Source organism: Phycisphaerales bacterium (assembly GCA_040221175.1).
Classification (GTDB): domain Bacteria; phylum Planctomycetota; class Phycisphaerae; order Phycisphaerales; family UBA1924; genus JAHCJI01.
Genome location: JAVJVK010000004.1, coordinates 66,339 through 85,378, shown reverse-complemented (window position 1 = coordinate 85,378; position 19,040 = coordinate 66,339). Strand labels below are relative to the sequence as shown.

At 67.8% G+C, this 19,040-nt stretch carries 12 protein-coding genes; 2 read left to right on the top strand and 10 right to left on the bottom strand.

Annotation, left to right across the window (positions count from 1 at the left end; all coding sequences use genetic code 11):
• Positions 1–974: 974 nt before the first annotated feature.
• Complete coding sequence (locus tag RIE32_02540) at positions 975–2,492, bottom strand: FG-GAP-like repeat-containing protein (GenBank protein MEQ9095123.1); 1,518 nt, start codon at positions 2,490–2,492, stop codon at positions 975–977.
• Between the two features lie 173 nt (positions 2,493–2,665).
• On the opposite strand from RIE32_02540, the gene RIE32_02535 reads away from it, so the two are divergent.
• Positions 2,666–3,259, top strand: a complete 594-nt coding sequence (locus tag RIE32_02535) for a TetR/AcrR family transcriptional regulator (GenBank protein ID MEQ9095122.1) — start codon at positions 2,666–2,668, stop codon at positions 3,257–3,259.
• Between the two features lie 13 nt (positions 3,260–3,272).
• Here the strand turns inward: RIE32_02535 and RIE32_02530 are convergent, their stop codons facing one another.
• The 8 genes from RIE32_02530 to RIE32_02495 all read right to left on the bottom strand — a co-directional run bounded on the left by RIE32_02530 (position 3,273) and on the right by RIE32_02495 (position 16,860).
• Entirely contained in the window at positions 3,273–5,687 is a 2,415-nt protein-coding gene (locus RIE32_02530) for a GC-type dockerin domain-anchored protein (GenBank protein MEQ9095121.1), read from the bottom strand.
• A gap of 233 nt (positions 5,688–5,920) precedes the next feature.
• Positions 5,921–8,002, bottom strand: a complete 2,082-nt coding sequence (locus RIE32_02525) for a S41 family peptidase (protein ID MEQ9095120.1) — start codon at positions 8,000–8,002, stop codon at positions 5,921–5,923.
• 116 nt (positions 8,003–8,118) lie between these two features.
• Positions 8,119–9,324 (bottom strand): GC-type dockerin domain-anchored protein, encoded by a 1,206-nt coding sequence (locus tag RIE32_02520; protein MEQ9095119.1) that lies wholly within the window; start codon positions 9,322–9,324, stop codon positions 8,119–8,121.
• Positions 9,325–9,471: 147 nt separating this feature from the next.
• A complete protein-coding gene (locus tag RIE32_02515; GenBank protein ID MEQ9095118.1) occupies positions 9,472–11,358 on the bottom strand; it encodes an amidohydrolase in 1,887 nt (628 codons plus the stop codon).
• Positions 11,359–11,466: 108 nt separating this feature from the next.
• Positions 11,467–13,248 (bottom strand): BCCT family transporter, encoded by a 1,782-nt coding sequence (locus RIE32_02510; protein ID MEQ9095117.1) that lies wholly within the window; start codon positions 13,246–13,248, stop codon positions 11,467–11,469.
• Between the two features lie 44 nt (positions 13,249–13,292).
• On the bottom strand, positions 13,293–14,147 hold the full coding sequence (locus tag RIE32_02505; protein ID MEQ9095116.1) for a methyltransferase domain-containing protein: 855 nt from the start codon (positions 14,145–14,147) through the stop codon (positions 13,293–13,295).
• Positions 14,144–15,007 (bottom strand): class I SAM-dependent methyltransferase, encoded by an 864-nt coding sequence (locus RIE32_02500; protein ID MEQ9095115.1) that lies wholly within the window; start codon positions 15,005–15,007, stop codon positions 14,144–14,146. The genes RIE32_02505 and RIE32_02500 overlap by 4 nt, the downstream gene beginning before the upstream one ends.
• A gap of 215 nt (positions 15,008–15,222) precedes the next feature.
• Positions 15,223–16,860: a MiaB/RimO family radical SAM methylthiotransferase gene (locus RIE32_02495; GenBank protein MEQ9095114.1), complete on the bottom strand. Its 1,638-nt coding sequence runs from the start codon at positions 16,858–16,860 to the stop codon at positions 15,223–15,225.
• Positions 16,861–16,912: 52 nt separating this feature from the next.
• On the opposite strand from RIE32_02495, the gene RIE32_02490 reads away from it, so the two are divergent.
• Positions 16,913–18,646 (top strand): HAMP domain-containing sensor histidine kinase, encoded by a 1,734-nt coding sequence (locus tag RIE32_02490; protein MEQ9095113.1) that lies wholly within the window; start codon positions 16,913–16,915, stop codon positions 18,644–18,646.
• Here RIE32_02490 and RIE32_02485 read toward each other — a convergent pair.
• On the bottom strand, positions 18,643–19,038 hold the full coding sequence (locus RIE32_02485) for a YraN family protein (protein MEQ9095112.1): 396 nt from the start codon (positions 19,036–19,038) through the stop codon (positions 18,643–18,645). The two genes, RIE32_02490 and RIE32_02485, sit on opposite strands and share 4 nt — an antisense overlap.
• Between the last annotated feature and the right edge of the window lie 2 nt (positions 19,039–19,040).

Genomic DNA, 19,040 nt, shown 5'->3' with positions numbered 1-19,040 from the left:
CCGTCCAACGAAAAGCGCGAAAACTGCCCGAAGCTATCTGTGCTCGTCCCACCACCACACTACCATCAGCCGAAACAGCGAGAGCGCGCGAGTTTCTTCCCCCCAGCGTGCCAAGATCTTGCATGCCCCCGCCGACGTTCCAGCGAAAAGCATGGGACGTAGCTGGCGCGGTGCTTGCCTCCCCAACCACGACGGCTCCGTTAGCCGAGACACCAAATGCAAACGAGGCGGGCTCCCCCAGCGAGCCGAGGTCCTGCATGCCCCCGCCGGCTGTCCAGCGAAAGGCCTTGAGACTGCCGGAAGCGAGGCTGGACTGTCCAACCAGCGTGGATCCGTCGTCGGATACGGCTGTAACGTTCGTGGTTCGCCCCCCAAGCGAGCCGAGGTCTTGCATGCCTCCGACAGCCGTCCAACGAAATGCGTTTTGCTGGGCGGATACGGTCAATGATTGCCCGACCACCACACTTCCGTCGGCTGAAACAGCGGTTGCTTCCGAGGTGAATCCTCCCAGCGTGCCAAGGTCTTGCATGCCCCCAGCCGCCGTCCAGCGATATGCGTTGACACTGCCCGCAGGGAGTCGCGCCCCCCCAACGACAACGGAACCGTCGGCCGAAATAGCGGTTGCGTTCGACCCCGTTCCCCCCAGCGTGCCGAGGTCCTTCATGCAGTCCTGGGCCGCCGCGGCGGAGACCGTGAACCCCATCGACCACACCACCAGCCAGAGACCGCTGGATACGACTGCCAGTCTTACTGTCCGAATCATGATGCTACCCCCACGGTTGATCTGGCCCAAGGCGGGCACGGATCACTGCATCACGGTAGCGTTCGGGCAGGCACGCGTCAGGAAATCTGTGCACGCCCGCAAACTGGGCGCACGAGCATGAAGGCTCGACCCACCAGCCATCCCACAGTACCCATTGTGAAATGTGCAGCTAGGAACGAATGGGCTCGCGAACGTGATGAAGCCCAGCGACTTACGGGCACCCCGCATCGAAGGCGTTCTGGAACACCAGGAAGTCGAAGAGGGTCAGCGCGCCGTCGCCGTCGAAGTCGGCTGGGCAATCGCTGCCGCCGCCGCTGACGGCGAGCAGCGCAACGTTGCTCGTGCGCTCGCCGCCGATGCTGGTGACGACGCAGTCATAGAAGCCCTCGTCGCTGCCCCGGACGCTGTTGATGGTCAGATCCGGCGTCGTGGCGCCGGCGATGCCCGAGCCATCGGTCAGCGGGGCGCCGTCACGGCGCCATTGGAAGGTCGTGGATGGGAGGACAACCGAGACGCGGACGGAGAACCCGGCGTTGCCACCGGCGTCGACAAGGGTCGACACGGGCTGCTGGGTGATGACGGGCGCGGCCGAGCAGAAGTTGCGTGTGATGGCCAAAGCATTGCGAACATGCGCGAACAGGTCGGGCGAGCCATCGCCGGTGAGGTCGGCGCCGCCGATGTAGTCCTGCTGGCCCGCCGCCGAATCGTCAAGGCCCATGGACTGCTCCGCGAACCCGCCCGCACCGTCGTTGCGGCAGACGATCGTGAGCGGCAAGGGAACGTTCCCGATGGACCCGAGGATGTCGTTGTCGCCGTCGCCATCGACGTCAAAGGCGGTGAGGCTGAAGAAGGGCCCGCCCGGGTACCTAATGGGCGCGGCGAAGTTCCCGGCGCCGTCGTTCAGGTGGATGTCCAACCCAACCGTGACATTCGGCGCAAACGCGATGTCGAGGTGGCCGTCGCCATTGAAGTCTTCCAAGACCATGTCGGCCATCCTGCCCAGCACGACCGAGACTGGTGCATCGAAGACTCCCGAGCCCCTGTTCTCGAGGAAGGCGAGCAGGCCCTGGGTCGGATTGGCCAGCACGATCTCGGGCAGTTCGTCGCCATCGAGGTCGCGCACGAAAAACTGCGAGAGGGGAAGCGCGTCGGTCCGGATGCTCAAGAGCGAGGGGAAGTTCAGGCCGCCGGCGTTTCGGTAGACCAGCGCCTCGCCAGAGGTCGACCCGGCGACGACATCGATATCGCCATCGAGGTCGATGTCAACGAGCTCCATGCGGAAGGGCTCTCCGTCGGTCAGCGAGCGGGCGGGGGTTGGCACGAAGGTGCCATCGCCGTTGCCGAGATGGATATCGATGAAGCGTATAAAGGATGCCGTCCGGCGGACCACCGCGAGATCGAGCAGCCCGTCGCCGTCCATGTCGGCGATGTCGAGCCGCTCGGCAAAGTCGTCGCTTACGAGGGCCTCGGGGAGCCGGGTGAAGTTGCCGTGGCCGTCGTTGAGATGGACCACGATGGCTGGCCCCGACGCAATGATATCGAGGTCGCCATCGCCGTCGATGTCGGCGACCTTTGCGTCTCTGGAGCCCGAGTCCGGCAGCGTGATCGCTTGGTCGGGGAAGATCAAGTCGATTTCGCAGGACTGGGCGTGGGCGGTGGCGGCTAGGCTCAGTGAAATGCCGGCGGTGGCGAAGAGGGCGACGGGAAGGGCAGCGGTTCGTGCGGTCATGGTCGTGGGTCCTCGTGCAAGAGTGCGTGTGGAATCGGTGCGAAGACCATGAATTGGACCACTGTTGTTCCAAAAGTCAGGTTGACTCTCGGTCACCTCCCCGGTTGACTTGTGGTCACCCTCCGAACAGAACTCGTGCAGACCACCAGCAACCGCGTATACTCGGACGGACCATGAGCGCCGAGGCGAGCCAAAGCGACACGCGGGAGCGGCTGATCGCAGCCGGGCTTCACCTGTTCTACCAGCGCGGCTTCCACGCGACGGGGCTCGACCAGGTGCTCACCGAGGTCGGCACGACCAAGACGACGTTCTACAAGTACTTCGAGAGCAAGGAAGACCTGGCGCTCGCGTGCATCCAGCGGCGCGATGAGCGGTGGCGCAAGAAGCTACCCGAATTGCTCCGTGATCGGGCCGGGCCCGACCCGATCGACCAACTCCGCGAGATCTGGGGCGTGTGGCGGGACTGGTTCGACGATATCGCCTTCAACGGCTGCCTGTTCATCCACGCGTGCAGCGAGTTCCCTGACCCCAACGACCCATGCCACGTGGCCGCCCGCGCGAACGTGGACGCCCTGCGCGGCATCGTGCGCGGGCTGGCCGAAGCGGGCGGGCTGGAAGACCCCGAGGGCTTTGCGCAGCAGTTTGGCCTGCTGATGCTGGGTGCGATCATCTACGAGGTGATCGACCGCGAGGGGAATGCCGCGCAGACCGCCGCCCGCATCGGCGAGTTGCTGATCGAGCGGGCGTCGGCGGTGCGTCCGGCCTGAGCACGCGTTGGGGCTACGCGCACCCCGCATCGAACGCGTTCTGAAACGTTAGGAAGTCGAAGATGGTCAGCTCGCCATCGCCGTCGAAGTCGGCGGCGGGGTCGCCGGCGTCGAAGAGGTTCTGGAAGGCGAGGAAGTCGAACAGCGTCAGTTCGCCGTCGCCGTCGAGGTCGGCTGGGCAGGGCTGGGCGATGCAGCCCCAGCGGGCGATGTAGCCCGACGTCACGCCCCCGGCGGCGGTAAACGCGCCCCCGGCGTACAGGGCCGGGCCCGTACCGTCGTCGAAGGTCGTGAGCGCGAGGACATCGCGGTTCATGCCCGTGCCGAGTCCTGACCACGCCAGGCCATCCCACTTGGCGATGTAATCAAAATCTCCGAAGATCGCGCGGAACTCGCCGCCAGCGTACAAGGCTGGTCCCGTGCCGTCGTCGAAGACCGCCATCGTGCGGATCGGACGACTGAAGCCCGGGCCGACGGGCTCCCACGTCACCCCGTCCCAGCGGGCCATGCCGGGTGCGCTGACCCCACCAGCGGCCGTGAACTCGCCCGCCGCATAGAGAGCCGGGCCCGAACCATCGTCGTAGACCGCGAGCGCTTGCACCCGACCGTTTAGGCTCCCACCCACGGGTGCCCATGCCGAGCCGTCCCAGCGGGCGATGTTGTTGGGCGCTCCAGGGACAAGGATCGAGAAGCCGCCAGCGGCAAAAAGGGCCGGGCCGGCGCCTTCGTCGTAGACCACCAGCGAACTCACGAATCCCATCAGCCCGGCACCAACTGGAGCCCACTCTGTGCCATTCCAGCGTGCGACGGCGCTCGCGGGCACGCCGCCGGCGGTCGTGAAGTTCCCTCCAGCGTACAACGCCGGGCCAGAACCGTCATCGAACGACACCAGATCGGAGACGGTCTGGTCGATCCCCGCACCCAAGGGCGTCCATCCATCGCCATTCCACCGTGCGATGTTCCTGGCCGCGACGGTTCCGATGGTGGTGAACCGCCCGGCGGCAAACAGCCCCGAGCCCGAGCCGTCGTCAAAAGAAACGAGCGCGTTGACCTGTTCATCGGCGCCATCGTCCAGCGGTGTCCATCCCGATCCGTCCCATCGCGCGAAGCCGCGGGCGGCCTCGCGGCCGGCCGTCGTGAAGTCGCCCATGGCGTAGAGCGCTTCGCCCGAGCCGTCGTCGTGTACCGCCAGCGCACGGACCGAATCGTTCAGCCCTTCGCCCGGGGGTGACCACGCCGTGCCGTTCCAGCCGGCGATGCCGCGGGCCCCGACATCGCCGGCGGCCGAAAAGTCGCCACCTGCGAACAAGACCGGGCCATCGCCGTCGTCAAACGTGGCAAGAGCACGCACGTAGTCGTTGAGCCCCGTGTCCACGTGGTTCCAAGCCGAGCCGTTCCAACGAGCGATGCTGTTGAAGCGTGTGCCCCCCGAAAGGCCCAGCGTGCCTGCCGCGTACAGCGCCGGACCCGATCCTTCATCGAACACCGCCAGGGTGCGGACGGTGGAATCGAAGCCGTCGCCGACGCGCGACCATGTCGAGCCGTCCCAGCGTGCGATGCGATTGGCCGGGGTGCCGCCGGCAACGCGGAACTGTCCGCCCGCATACAGGGCTGGACCCGTTCCGTCGTCGAACACCGCCAGGGCGTAGACGGTGTTGTCGGTGACCGTTCCAACGGGCGACCACGCCGAGCCGTCCCAACGCGCCACGTGATACGTTGTTGTCCCGCCGGCCACGGTGAATCGTCCCGCGGCATACAGGGCCGGCCCGGAGCCATCGTCAAAAACCTCCAGGTCAAAGACTTCGTCGGTGCCAAGTCCGAGCCCTGCGCCCAGCGGCGCCCACGTCGACCCGTCCCACCGCGCGATACTGGTGCACGCCTCGCCGCCAGCGGTCGTGAACTCGCCGGCGACATACAACGCCGGGCCCGCGCCATCGTCAAAGACCTCCAGGGCGAACACCTCGGGTCGCGAGAATCGGCTCCCGATGCCCTCGCCAAGCGAGGTCCATGCCGTGCCGTCCCAGCGCGCGATCCGATTGACCGCGATTCCATCGGCCGTGGTGAACGCGCCCCCGACATAGAGGGCCTCTCCCGTTCCGTCGTCGAACACGGTCATGGCGTTGACTGCGTTGTCCAGTCCCAGGCCGAGCACAGACGTCCGCCATGCCGCCCCATCCCACACGGCAAGATTGCGAGCGGGTTGGCCACCAGCCGAGGCAAACTGGCCCCCAACGTACAGGGCCTTTCCCGCACCATCATCGAAGGTGGCCAGGGCGCGCACAGTGAAGTCCACACCTCGAACCCCGAACACCCCCTCGGCCCACTCCGGCTCGCACGGCTGCCCAACCGCCCGCGGCCCATCCAACAGCACGGCCAGCAGCCCCAAGACCACCAGCACCACACCACCGCGCCTCGATCCTGCTCGCATCACCAGCCCTCCCGGCCGAGAAGCACCGGCCCGGGACCATTCCCCAGCCGGCACGCCGTGCAGACGGTCAATATACCCGATCGCGGGCGGATCCGGAAACGAATTCTCAGCAAATCCCGCGACGGAGACGCGGGGTTATGGGCACCCCGCATCGAACGCGTTCTGGAACTCGATGAAGTCGAAGATGGTCAGTTCGCCGTCCAGCAAGACCGCCACCGTCCGCACGCGGACGTTCAGCGCGGGCGGGGCGTGGCATGGCGGGTCGGTGTTCCGGTTTTCGTCGCGGCCGCCGCCCCGCGCACGGCCCCCAGCATTTCGAGAGCCGCGTCGAGCTGGGTGTCGGTCTGCCCGGCCAGATCCTCAAGCGTCGGCCACCGCACCACGTCGGGCTCGATGGCGTTGCCGTCGAACAGCCGGCCATCGGGCTGGAAGCTGGCCATCGTGCTCAAACGCAGCTCGAGCGGCGGATCTTCGCTGATGTCGTGGCTCCGCGTCCGGCCGCTGCCCGCCGGCGCGGGCGTGCCCACGAGCGTGACGTTCTCGCGCGTGGCGAGCGCTGCCAGGAAGATGCTCGTGGCGCTGAAGCAGTCGCCGTCCATGAGCACCACCACGGGCCCGTCGTAGTGCTTCGGCTCACGCAGGTATGCGGTCTCGCGCGCGTTGAGCGCGCCGCCGAGCACCAGATAGTGCCAGGGGCCGAAGGCGTTGGTCGGCGTCCATTGCGGCTCGAACGAATCGACGAACGCCGCGATAGCCTTGCGCTCGGCGTCCGACCAGCCCGACCAGTCGGCTTGGTACATGAACCGGCTGCCCCCGAGTTCGGCCTGCGGCTTGCCATCGGGGCCCAACAGCGGCTTGGCCAGCGTCACGACGCGCGGCGCCTCATCCGGTCCGGCCGGGTACCGCCACAGCACGAGCAGCGGCACGCGGCTGCCGCCACCGTTGCCGCGTACGTCGATGATCAGGCCGGGCGCATCGACGAAGGCGTGCATCGCCTCCATCAGGCCGGTGATCGTCTCGGGCGAAGCGTCCATGCTGGAGAGCTGGATGTAGCCCACGCCGCCCTCCAGCGTGCGACGGCCCCCGTGGCTCGTGCTCAACGCGTCGATGATTCGCTGCGGCGTGCCGGGGCGGACGTCGAGCACGACGGCGTCGAACGGCTCGATCGCCTCGCCCGCTCGCCACGGCCGCGGCCGATTCTCGGATCGCCTCTCGGTGAGCTGCACTTCGATGTCGCGCTGCTCGCTGCCATCGGCCGAGGACAGCCGCACGAGCGCCGTGTCCGAAGCATCCAGCCCCATCGTGTGGCGCAGCAGCGGCACGTGCCGCAGCAGCTTGGCCGCGTGCCAATCGCTGCCGCTGCGGGCGGTGGGCTCGAGGAGCCTCGCAGCCTCCATCCATCGCTCGATCGGCAGGCCGTCTATGGCCAGGAGGAACGGCATGGCGGCGTCGACTGGTTCGGCAACGCCGTCCTCGCCGATGCGCAGAAGCGCCACGCGCCCATGTTCACGATCGGGTCCCATCCACACCGTCATGGCTGGCAGCGCGTGGGGGAAGGCTTCGTCCCAGCCGCCCACCCCCGCGTGCCCATCGGGGAACATGGCCAGCACGCGCAGCATCGCCGCGACCATGTCGGCCGTTGCCGGCGGCTGGTCGTCGTTCGTGCCGCCCACGGCCACCCCCAGCGCGCTGCGCACGTCGATGTCCGGGTGCACGTGGCGGTAGCTCCAGCGTGTTTCCATCAGGTCGGCGGCCAGCTCGAGCACCGCCGCGCCGCTGTGCGGCTCGACCTCGGTCAGGGCCTCGGACTCGCCATCGCTACCCTGCGATTCGGGCGATTGGCCGTAGTCCGACGCCCAGATGCGGTCGCGCTTCGAGCGCGTAAAGGCCGCCTCGACCTCGCGCCGCCCTTCATTGGTCTCGATGACGATCCGCACGACCGTGGGCGGCCGCTGGCCCGTCGCCGCCTCCATCGCGTCAGCCAGGTCCTCGGCGATGCGCTTCTTCCACCACGACCCAGAGCGCAGCCGCGCCGAATCGACCAGCGCCTCGGCCGAGAGTTCGCCAATGCTGACCAACCGCCCCTCGACTGGCCCTGCGGCTCGGTACACGCGCACCGTGATCGCGCCGTCGTCGTCGATGAAGATGGCGTCGAAGGGCGAGGTGCGGGCCGGTGCGGGGGTAAGGGTGGGGGTGGGCTGGACGACCGCGGGCTCGGGCTGGTCAGCGCGCTGGTCAGTGCTCTGGGCCAGAATCGCGGGGGTGGTGGGGGCGGTGAGGGCGAGGCACGCGACGAGGAGAGTCACCAGCGGCATGGATGAGCTTTCGCGTTGCGGGCCTTGGGGGTTCCCCATTTCCCGGCGCGCGGCAAGACCGCCCTACACCCGCCCGCGCCCCCGGCCGAGAAAACGCCGACTCGCCGCCCGCCGCGTCAGCACCCCGCATCGAACGCGTTCTGGAACGCCAGGAAGTCGAAGATCGTGAGTTCGCCGTCGCGATCGAAGTCGGCGCGAAGGTCGCCGGCGACGAAGAGGTTCTGGAACTCGAGGAAGTCGAACACCGTCAGCCGGCCGTCGCCGTCCAGGTCGGCCGGGCACGGGGCGGTGGCCGGCAGGCCGGTGATGAGGAAGGCGCGCTGCTGGCCATCGAGCAAGCCCACGCCGGCGACCGTCGAGCCATCGGTGCTCACAGCGCGGGCGGTCAGCAGCGTCCAGCCGCTGACGTCGACGCCCAGGTCGGCCAGGTAGTCGGCCAGGAACACCGTGCCGACGTCGGCGCGCCAGTACATCGCGCGGTTGGCGGGGATGCCCAGCGCACCCACCGCGGTCGACCCATCGGCGCTGATGGCCTCGATGGTCGTCCGCGTGGCGCCCCCGGGCACGGGCAGGGCCACGAAGCCGTCCGCCTGCGTCCACAGGTGCGCGCGTTGCAGACCATCCATGAACGCGTTGGCGGCGATGATCGAGCCGTCCGCCGAAGCGGCTATGGCCGTGGCGCTGGTGGCCGTCGTCGGCAGGCCCAGCGAGACCATGCCGTCCGCGCGCGTCCAGCGAAACGGTTCGTCGCCGCTGACGCCTACGACGACCCGGCCATCGGCGCTCATGGCCCGCGCGGCCGAATCGATCGCCCCGGGCAGCACGCCGAGGTTCTCGGTGCCGCCATCGGGCGTCCACAGGAATGCCCGCCCGTCGCCGCCGCCTACCGCGCTGCCCACGACCGTCGCGCCGTCGCCGCTGATGGCGTTGGCCCAGGTGCGGTCCAGTCCCGCGGGCGGCGGGAGCATCACGATCCCGGTGTCGGGCGTCCAGCGGAAGCCGTAGGTCGTCGCGCCGTCGTCCTCGATCGCGAGCCCGGCGACCGACCGGCCATCGGCGCTCATGGCGTCGGCGGTCGTCCAGAAGAACGCCTGGTCCGGGTCGATGAGGTCGAAGCCGCCGGCGGCCGTCCAGCGGAAGGCCGCCGGCCCCACGCCCACGGTGCACGAGCCGCCCACGATCGCGCCATCGGCGCTGAGCGCCGAGGCTTCGCAGTCTTGCGCGCCCGGGGGCAGGCCCAGGTCGATCAGAGCCGGCTGGGCATGCGCCATCGAGCCAGTGACGGCCACAGCGGCCACGAATGCGAGCGTGACTTGGTGCACGGCGTGCCTCCCCGTTCTCGCGGCCCGGACGAAGGGCGAGCCGGTCCCGCGTTCTATACCCCGTTCAGTGGAGCGGGGTTTCGATTCGGCGAGGGCAGCGGGCGGCAAACCGGTTCTGGGACGCCAGGGAGCCCAAGAGCGCCGCCTTCAGCGGCCGTGATCCTGCTCGCCCGCCCCCAGGTACACGCCATGCAGCAGGCTCAAGCCACGCGCGAAGCAGCCGTCGCCGCACACGGGGGCGTAGCGGGCGAAGGGGCTGGGCGTGTGCTCGTGCACGCCCGCGAGGCCGAAGAGCGCGGGCGAGGAGAGGCGGGCGTTGCCCTCGGGCCGCTGGTAGACGGTGCGGCCGGCCTTGATGGTCTCGAGTACCTTCAGATTCGCAATATCTTCCTCGGGGGTTTGCAACGGATCGGCCGAGAGGATCACCAGGTCGGCCAGCTTGCCCACCTCGATGCTGCCCTTGGCGCCCTCCTCGAAGTGCTGCCACGCGGGCCAGAGGGTCATGGCCTTCAGGGCGGTCTCGACCGGCACGCGGTGCACCGGGCCGATGATGTCGCCGCTACGCGAGCGCCGTGTGACGGTGGCCGAGAGCACCCGCATCGAGTCGGGCAGGGCAACCGGCGCATCGTGGTGCGTGCCGAACATCATGCCACGCTCCATCAGCCAGCCGGTGGGGGAGATGTCGTCGGCACGCTGCGGCCCCAGCACCGAGTCGCGGTGCCAGTCGCCCCAATAGAAGGTGTGCATCGGGAAGAGCGAGGGGAAGATGCCAAGCTCGTCGAGGCGCGCGACCTGGTCCTTGCGCAGCGTCTGGCCGTGGATGAGCACCGGGCGGTTGTTTACGCCTGGGTGCTCGGCCTGCGCCTGGGCGACCGCCTCGATGAACAGGTCGATCGCCGCATCGCCATTGGCGTGACAGAGGATCTGCCAGCCGTTGGCGTAGGCCTTCTGCACGGCGTCTTTCGCGACGCTCTCTCGCACGGCCGGATAGCCGGCGTACTGGGCATCGCGGCCCTCGGGCGGCACGAAGTAGGGCTCGGTGAGCCAGGCGGTCTTGCCCTGGGGCGAGCCGTCGATGGTCAGCTTGACGCCGCCGATGCGGAAGTTGCTCTCGTAGTCGTGTGTGATGTTCGGCCGGTCGATCGCCAGCACGTCGGGGTAGGCCACCAGGTCAACGGGCAACTCGCCTCTGGCCGCCACGCGCGCCATGGCGTCGAGCGCCGGCTGCATGGCCCGGCCCTCCTGCACCGTCGTGTAGCCATAGGACGCCGCCAGCTCGATGCCGCGGACGACCAGGTACTCGTTGACATCGTCGTCGAAGCGCTCGCTGAGCTTGGCCAGCACGGCGAAGAAGGCGTACTCCTCGCACACGCCGTTGGGCTCGCGCGAACCGGCGCGCCGGCGGAATACGCCGCCAGCCGGATCCTCGGTCTCGGCCGTCACGCCCGCCAGTTCCAGGGCCTTGCTGTTCGCGACGCCCAGGTGCCCGCTCTGGTGGATGATGATGATCGGCACGTCGGTCGAGACGGCGTCGAGGTCGTCGCGCGTGGGGTGTCGTCCCTCGGCGAGCTGGGCGTCGTCGTAGCCGAAGCCCGCGATCCAGCCCACGCGCTCGATGGCCTGGGCATTCGCTTCGGCCCAGTCGCGCAGCAACGCCTGCAACGACGCGACGTCGGCGCCCAGCCCATCGGGCGGTGGCAGCAGGTTGGCGGTCGTCGCCTGGATGCCCAGCACGTAGCCGTGCCCGTGCGAATCGACGAAGCCCGGCAGGAGCGCCTGGTCGCCCAGATCCACGATGGACGTGTCCGCTCCGGCCAGGCGCATCACCTCGTCGGCGTCGCCTATGGCCACGATGCGCCCGCCACGCACCGCGACGGCTTCGGCCAGCGGCCGGTCATCGTCCATCGTGATGATCGTCCCGCCGTGGTAGACGACCTCGGCCGGCGGAGCCTCGACCTGCGCTGCCGCCAGCGCACAACCAAAGAAGCCCTGCAGGATCGCGATCCCGAGAACCCGGAAACCACCGTAATGCATGACGCCCCCCTTGGCCGCTGCTGCGGCTCAGGCATCATGCTATGGGCGGGTCGATGACGCGCGAAGGTATTGCGCGCGGCGTTCGGGTTGCCAGCAGGCGGGTCGCGGCTACAGGCGCTTCGAGCCCGGCCGCCCGCTGATCGGCCCTGGCACGCGTCGGGCCACCGGCTCGGCCAGCAACGCCTTGGTCAGCCCGAAGCACGCCACGATCAGCACCAGCGTGAAGGGCAGTGCTGCGGCGATGGAGGCCGATTGCAGGGCCAGTAAGCCACCCGAGAGCAGCAGCACGCCGGCGGCCACGCCCTCGCTGATGGCCCAGAACAGCCGCGTGCCCACGGGCGGATCGGGGTTGCCGCCGCTGGCGATGATGTCGATGACCATCGACGCCGAATCGCTGGACGTCACGAAGAACAGCACGATGCACAGCGTCGCGACGCCGGCAGCCAGCATCGCGATCCACTTGGCCTCAAACATCGAGTCGAGCAGCACGAACAGCGCCGTGGAGGTCGTATCGATGTTGGACGAGCCGTCCTCGGTAACCACCGTGACGTCGGGGTCCGCGACGTACTCGAGCGTCGTCAGCGGCCGGGTGATGACCGTGTCCGAGCCCTCGACCGTGACGGGGAAGGTGGGAAGGGCTAGGGCATCCGCGTCTGCGTCAACGTCGGCCCGCACGTCGGCCTGGGCAAGGGTCGCCAGGCGCTCGTGGGCCGTGTGCTGGCGAAGCGTCGCGCCGCCGAAGGCGCTCAGCCACACGATGCCCACCAGCGTGGGCACGAGCACGACGCCCAGCACGAATTGGCGGATCGTCCTGCCCCGGCTGATGCGCGCGATGAACAGGCCCACGAAGGGCGACCAACTGATCCACCACGCCCAGTAGAAGACCGTCCAGCCGTTGAGCCACGTCGAGCCCTCGCCTCCGCCCGCGCCGGTGCGAAGGGCATTGAACGGCAGCAGTTGCAGGTAGGCCCCGGTGTTCTCCACCGTGCTGGCCAGGAACGCGACGACCCCGCCGCCCACGACGACGGTGATCAGCAGCAGGAAGGCCAGCACGAGATTGACTTCGCTCAAACGCCGGATGCCCGCGCTCAGCCCCAGAACGACCGAGACCGTCGCGATGGCGGTGATGATGGCGATGAGCATGACCTGCGTGCCGGCGCCCTGCTGCACGCCGAAGAGGTAGCCAAGCCCGGCGTTGACCTGCTGGGCGCCCAGCCCCAGGCTGGTGGCCACGCCCGTGAGCGTCGCCACAATGGCCAGCACGTCTACCGCGTCGCCCAGGGGGCCCCACACGCGCTCGCCGAAGATCGGATACAGAAAGCTGCGAAAGCTCAGTGGCATCTTCTTGCGAAAGCCGAAGTACGCCAGCCCGAGCCCCACGGCGGCATACAGCGCCCATGGGTGCAGCCCCCAGTGGAAGATCGTGACCGCCATCGACACGCGCGATGGCGCGAGACCCTGCGCCACGCCCGGCGGAGGGCTCGCGTAGTGATACGCCGGCTCGGCCACTGCCCAGAAGACCAGGCCGATGCCCATGCCCGCGCTGAAGAGCATGGCGAACCAACTCAGCACGCCGAACTCGGGCTTTTCGTCGTCGCCGCCCAGCTTGATCGATCCCAGCCGGCTGAGCGCCAGCCACGCGACGAAGGCGAGCAGCGCCGTCATCGTGGCAACGTAGAGCCAGCCGAATCGCGTGCCGATCCAGTCCTTGACGGCGCCGAAGAAGGCGCCCACGTCTTCGCCGGGAATCAGCAGCGTGGCCACCACCAGGGCGATCACGATCGATGCGGCGACCGGGAACACGACCGGGTGCATCGTGAAGTGCGGGCCCAGCTCGATGCTGGGCATGTCCGCGCCCGGCGAAGACTCCTCGCGCTTTTGCTCGCTCATGCAGGCGGCTCCCGATGTCGTGTGTATTCCCGCGTCCGCGGGTTCTACGGCTTCTCGAAGTGGAAGATGCCCCACGCCAGGTGGCCGGCCTTGCCGCCCTCGATCCAGTGGCCCAGGCCCTTCTTCATCCGCTCGACGTAATCCGGCGAAACCTTGCCCTCCAGCTCGGAGCCAAGCTCCTCGGTGGTCTCGAGTACGCGGGTGTAGTGGTTGACCAGTTGGTGCGTCAGGTCCTCGAAGCCATGGTTCTTCCAGCCGAGCTTCTTTGCCTCGTCTTGGTAGAAGCCGGGAGAGCCAAGATCGCTCAGGTGGATGCGATCAAGGATCGGTTGGAGCACGCCCTCGGGGCAGTCGTCGCTGCGCATCGGATCGGTGAAGACGAATCGTCCGCCGCTGGCCAGCACGCGGTCGACCTCGGCCAGCACCTTGGGACGATCGCCCGAGTGCAGGATGGCGTCCTGCGACCAGACAAGCGTGGCGGCGCCATCGGGCATGGGAATGTCTTCGAAGCTGCCGTCGATGACCTCGATGTTGTCCTGCATCCCGGCTTCGGCGGTGAGCTGGCGGTTGCGCTCGTTCTCGGCCTCGCTCAGGTTCAGGCACACGGCCTTGCAGCCGAAGCGCTCGACGAGCCGCCGGGCGGCCCCGCCGTAGCCGGCGCCGATGTCCAGCACGGTGGCCTTGTCGCCCAGCTTGGTCAGGTGATCGGCCACGCGATCGGCCATGTGGTCGACGGTGCGTCGGCTGGCGTCGGCGATGGGCTCGCTCGGGCTCTCGTAGAGACCGATGTGGATGTCCTGCCCGCCCCAGACGATGGCGTAGAAGTTGTCCGCATCAGCGCTGTTGTAGTAGTCGCGCGCGGTCTGGGTGGCCTTCTCGGTGCTGGGGGCGTGGCTCATTTGGTCAGGTCTCCCGGCGAATCCGCCTCGGGCTCGAGCGAGTCGTAGCGCTTCTCGGCCACGTGGATGAAGAAGTCCGGATCGTCCTCGTGGTAGGTTTCCTTGAAGTCGCCGAACGTGTCGATCCGCTGGAAGCCGACCTCGCCCAGCAGCCGCCGCGTGTAGTTCTTGCGCAGCGGGAACATATTCAGGTGGTACTTGGAGCCATCAGGGAACGAGTAGCAGAAACGGCACAGTCCATCGTCGAAGTACTCCGGCTCGGCGGTCACCTGCTCGCCGCAGTAGTAGTGCTTGTGATCGCTCTTGAAGCCGTTGTCGAGGATGGAGTCATAGTTGCGCTGATCGAGGATGAGCACGCCGTCGTGCACCAGGGCCGAGTAATACTCAGCCAGCGCCTTGCGGCGGTCGCGCTCGTTGAACAGGTGCGTGAACGAATTGCCCAGGCAGATCACCGCGTCGAAGCGGCCCATGACGTCACGGTTGAGCCAGCGCCAATCGGCGTGGCGCGTCCGGAGCACGTGCCCACGCCGCCGGCCGTTTTCGAACGCCTTGGCAAGCATGGTCGGGCTGCCGTCGACGCTCACGACGTCGAAGCCCGCTTCGATCAATCGAATCGAGTGGAATCCCGTGCCGGCGGCAACGTCCAGGACGCGCTTGACGCCCCGGCGACGCAACTCCTCGATGAAGAAGTCGCCCTCGCTCTTGGCGCGCTCATCCCAGTCAATGAGTTCGTCCCACTTGTCCACGAATCCGTGCACGTACTCTTCGACATACTTATCGGTGTCGCGCACGACGTTGGGATCTTTGCCGTAGTTCTGCGGCAGGTCTTCGGTCATGAGCCTTCGCAAGCTCTGCTTCATCGGGCCCTCTCTTTCGGTTGGGCGGTTCGAGGCGTTGTTGCGATGCCCGGTGCGCACGAACAGCGCGGCGAGCAAATGATGTCTCAAGCCTTGCCGGCGCACAACAAGCGGATGTGGGTGACACTAGGCCCCCTCGCCGACGATCCCCACCGAACGTACGCAAAAACTCAAAAAACGGCGGCGAAACCGCCTATCGAAGCGATATCAACGCGGCATCAACGATGGAGGCGTCGTCCGCCGAGCGAGAGGCCGCTGGCAGATTCCACCCGGACCGGCACGATGCGGCCGATGAGCGAGCGGGCGTGCCGCGCATCTTCGGCGTCGAAGTGGATGATCAGGTCGCCATCGCTGCGGCCGGTGACCTGGACGAAGCCGGATGCGTCTTCGACCTCCTCGACGATCGGCGCCGTTGCGACCGCCGACCCGCCGATGGTCACCTCGATCGTCCGCGGCTTGCGCGCGGCATTGGTTAGGCCCGACGCCTTGAGTTGCTTCTGGCTCAAGCCCTCGACGAGCACGTCGAACGTCTGCCCGATCTGCTCGTGGCCGATCGCTTCGCCGATGCGGGCCTGTACGCCCAGCAGGTGGTTGTTCCGCTCGCGCTTGACGGCATCGGGAACGTCGTCGGGGATTCGGTCGTAGGCCACCGTACCTGGCCGGGGCGAGTACTTGAAGATGAAGCAGTTCTTGTACCGGCTCTTCTCGAGCAACTCGACCGTGCCCTGATAATCCTCGTCGGTCTCGCCCGGGAAGCCCACGATGATGTCGCCGCTGAGCATGAGCGGCCGGCCAATCTCCGGCTGGTGCAGGAATTGTCGTGCCCGGTCGAGGAACTCGAGGTACTCACCCACGGTGTAGCCCCGGTTCATCCGCTTCAGCATCGCATCGCTGCCGCTCTGGGCCGGCACGTGCAGGTAGCGGCAGATCCGCTCGCTGTCACGCATCACCTCCAGCACGTCGTTGCCGAAGTCCTTCGGGTAACTCGTCACGAACCGAAGCCGCTTGATGCCCGGCACCCGCTCGTGAATCTGGTGGAGCAGGTCGGCGAACGTGGTCACGTTCGTGCCGGCGAACGCGTCGCGATGGTGGCTGCCCTTGTACGTCCGCCCCTTCTGGGGCTGCACCACGCCGCCCACCGTCACCGATGCCCCGTGCTCGAAGCGGTAGTGGTTCACCGTTTGGCCCAGCAGCGTCACCTCGACCACGCCCGCGTCGGCCAGCCGCTTGCACTCCTCGATGATGTGCTCGGGCGGTCTGTGGATCTCCGCCCCGCGCGTGAACGGCACGACGCAGTACGTGCAGAACTTGTTGCACCCCCGCGTGATCCGCACGTACGCGCTGCGATGGCTCCCACTGGGGTCCACCGGCGAGATCGTCCGCGAGAGATCCAGCAATTCCAGTTGGTCCTCGGCGGCCGCCAGCGTCTGGCTGCGCCGGCTCGTATTGCCTTGCAACGCCGCCTGGCTCGCGGACTGGTCCCCATTCAGGGACGCCCGGGCCCTCACGGCGTTGTCCAGCAGTTCGGGGAGCTTGTCCAGTTCCCCAGGCCCGCACATGATGTCGACCACGGGCATCCGCTTCATCAGGTCGGCGCCGTCCCGCTCTGCCATGCAACCCAGCACGCCCACGACCAGTCCGGGCCGATCCCTCTTGGTCTTCTTGAGTTCGCCCAAACGGCTCCAGACCTTCTGCTCGGCCTGCTCACGCACCGAGCATGTGTTGTAGAGCACCACGTCGGCCTCTTCGGACCGACGTGTCATGGCATAGCCGAGCTGGGCCAGACGGCCGGCCACCAACTCGCTGTCCAGTTCGTTCATCTGGCAGCCGAACGTCTCGAGGTACACGCGGGGCATAGGCCGGGATGGTACGCGGCCGACCCGACCGCCGAACTACCATGTCGGGCTCATGTTCAAGCTGGCAGGCGCCATCTTCGACCGCATCCGCCGGCTGGCGCTGGCCGATAAGGCGCTGGTCCTGTTCGGCGCCGCCCTGGTGCTCATCATCGCGATCGCGCTGGGCGTGGCCTGGCTCCGCATGAGCGCGCTCGTCACCAGCGGCGAACTCCAGCTCAGCCGTCAGAAGGTGGATAGCTGGCGTGCCGCCGGAGAGGGGGCCTGGCCCGAGCCCGGCGAGCCGACCGATCGTCTGGGCATCGTCGCCACCTGGCATACACCCGCCTCGGCCGAACGCCAGGCCCAGGACGATCCGTTCCTGCGTCGGGCCCTGAACCGATTCCAGCGAGAGCAGAACCCCAAGTCGGAACTGCGCGACCACAGCTGGAAGTACCAGTGGCGCATCCTGACGCGTACCGAACGCACGGAGCGATACGCCCGCGCCATCCGCGGCCCTTCCACGCCGCCCGCCGATCCGGATCAGTCTGCGACCCCCGGACGCCTGGAAGGCATCATCACCCTCGAGCGTCCGGCAGAGGGCGCCGCCTGGCTCATGGCGGTGAATGCCATCTACCTGCTCAACGCAGGTGCCGCGGTGCTCGCGGTGGCGGTGGGGCTGTTTTATATATTGCTGCATCGCATCATCCTCAAGCCGGTCGAGGTGCTCCGGCGTGCGGCCGACCGCGTACGCGAGGGAGACATGACCCATCGGGTGGACGTGGGCACGCGCGACGAGTTTGAAGAGCTAGCTAACGCGTTCAACGCCATGCTCAGCGCGTTGCAGGCCAACGAACAACGCCTCCGCGCGGCCGGAAGCGCCCTGGAGAGTCGCGTCAGCGAACTGGCCGAGGCGAACAAGATCCTCTTCGACGCCAACCGGCTCAAGAGCGACTTCCTGGCCAACGTCAGTCACGAGCTCCGCACGCCGCTGAACTCCATCAACGGTTTCGCCGAATTGCTGCTGGAGATTGCCCAGTCGAGCGAGCAGGGCGTCGCCGAAACGCCCGAACAGCGCGCCAAGCGCATGCGGTACTTGCAGTACATCCATACCGCCGGGCGCGACCTGCTGGAAATGATCAACGGCTTGCTCGAGATGGCGAAACTCGAGGCCGGCCGCTTCGAGCTCCACGTGCAGCCGGTCAGCGTTCCCGCGCTCTGCGAGACGCTCATCGGCCTGGTAGACCCGCTCGCCCAGCGCCGCCACATCGAGCTCGTCCAGCACGTGGAGCGCGACCTGCCGCTCATCGAGACCGACCCCAAGAAGCTCCAGCAGGTCGTGTTCAACTTCCTCTCCAACGCCGTCAAGTTCACCGGCGCCCCCGGTTCGACCGGGCCCATGCGTGTCGAGTTGCGGGCCGAACGGCTCTCCGATGCCAGCGGGCAGGATCGTGTTCGCATCAGCGTCATCGATAACGGGCCGGGCATCTCGCCCGAAGACCAGGAGCGCGTCTTCGAGAAGTTCACCCAGGTCGACGCGAGCCGCACGCGTGAGCATGCCGGCACCGGGCTGGGCCTGGCTATCGCTAAGGAACTGGCGGGCGTGCTTCAGTGTGAGATCCAGCTCGTGTCCGACATGGGGCGCGGCTCGATGTTCAGCGTCATCGTTCCGCTCCGGCTGGACCTCCAGATCGTCGAGGAACGCCGGGCCGAGGCACAATTCAGGGATCGCCTGGCGGGCCGCCGGGATTGGTCGGCTCCGACCGGGGCTTCGCCCGCCGATGAACCCGGCGCCATACCTACGCGCTAGCGCACACCGCCCCCCCGGAGAACGGCGTTCTCGATGTGGCGGATCTCGGGCCGCGGCCCTCGCCAGCGTCGGCTGTGGAACTCGACGGCAATCACGTCGATGCGCCGCGGGCGAGATTCCCAGCCATTGGTCCGCACGAGGTGTTCCAGGATTCGCGCCAGGCGTTGGCGCTTGGCCAGCGTGACCGCAGCCTCGGGTGGTGGGGCGCCCGTGCGGTACCGACGCGCCTTCACCTCGACCACCACGATGCATCCACCCGGCGCCCGGCAGAGAAGGTCGGCTTCGCCGAAGCGAGTCTCCAGATTCCGGCCGAGTACGCGATAGCCCAGTCGTCGCAGATAGCGAGCGGCGGCCCGTTCTCCGAGTGGTCCCAGCTTGTCACGACGACCCACGC

What these genes read in the sequence shown, in the direction of transcription:
- RIE32_02540 (MEQ9095123.1), bottom strand. Translation starts at nt 2,492, where the DNA reads ATGACCGCACGAACCGCTGCCCTTCCCGTCGCCCTCTTCGCCACCGCC.
- RIE32_02535 (MEQ9095122.1), top strand. Translation starts at nt 2,666, where the DNA reads ATGAGCGCCGAGGCGAGCCAAAGCGACACGCGGGAGCGGCTGATCGCA.
- RIE32_02530 (MEQ9095121.1), bottom strand. Translation starts at nt 5,687, where the DNA reads ATGCGAGCAGGATCGAGGCGCGGTGGTGTGGTGCTGGTGGTCTTGGGG.
- RIE32_02525 (MEQ9095120.1), bottom strand. Translation starts at nt 8,002, where the DNA reads ATGCCGCTGGTGACTCTCCTCGTCGCGTGCCTCGCCCTCACCGCCCCC.
- RIE32_02515 (MEQ9095118.1), bottom strand. Translation starts at nt 11,358, where the DNA reads ATGCATTACGGTGGTTTCCGGGTTCTCGGGATCGCGATCCTGCAGGGC.
- RIE32_02510 (MEQ9095117.1), bottom strand. Translation starts at nt 13,248, where the DNA reads ATGAGCGAGCAAAAGCGCGAGGAGTCTTCGCCGGGCGCGGACATGCCC.
- RIE32_02505 (MEQ9095116.1), bottom strand. Translation starts at nt 14,147, where the DNA reads ATGAGCCACGCCCCCAGCACCGAGAAGGCCACCCAGACCGCGCGCGAC.
- RIE32_02500 (MEQ9095115.1), bottom strand. Translation starts at nt 15,007, where the DNA reads ATGAAGCAGAGCTTGCGAAGGCTCATGACCGAAGACCTGCCGCAGAAC.
- RIE32_02495 (MEQ9095114.1), bottom strand. Translation starts at nt 16,860, where the DNA reads ATGCCCCGCGTGTACCTCGAGACGTTCGGCTGCCAGATGAACGAACTG.
- RIE32_02490 (MEQ9095113.1), top strand. Translation starts at nt 16,913, where the DNA reads ATGTTCAAGCTGGCAGGCGCCATCTTCGACCGCATCCGCCGGCTGGCG.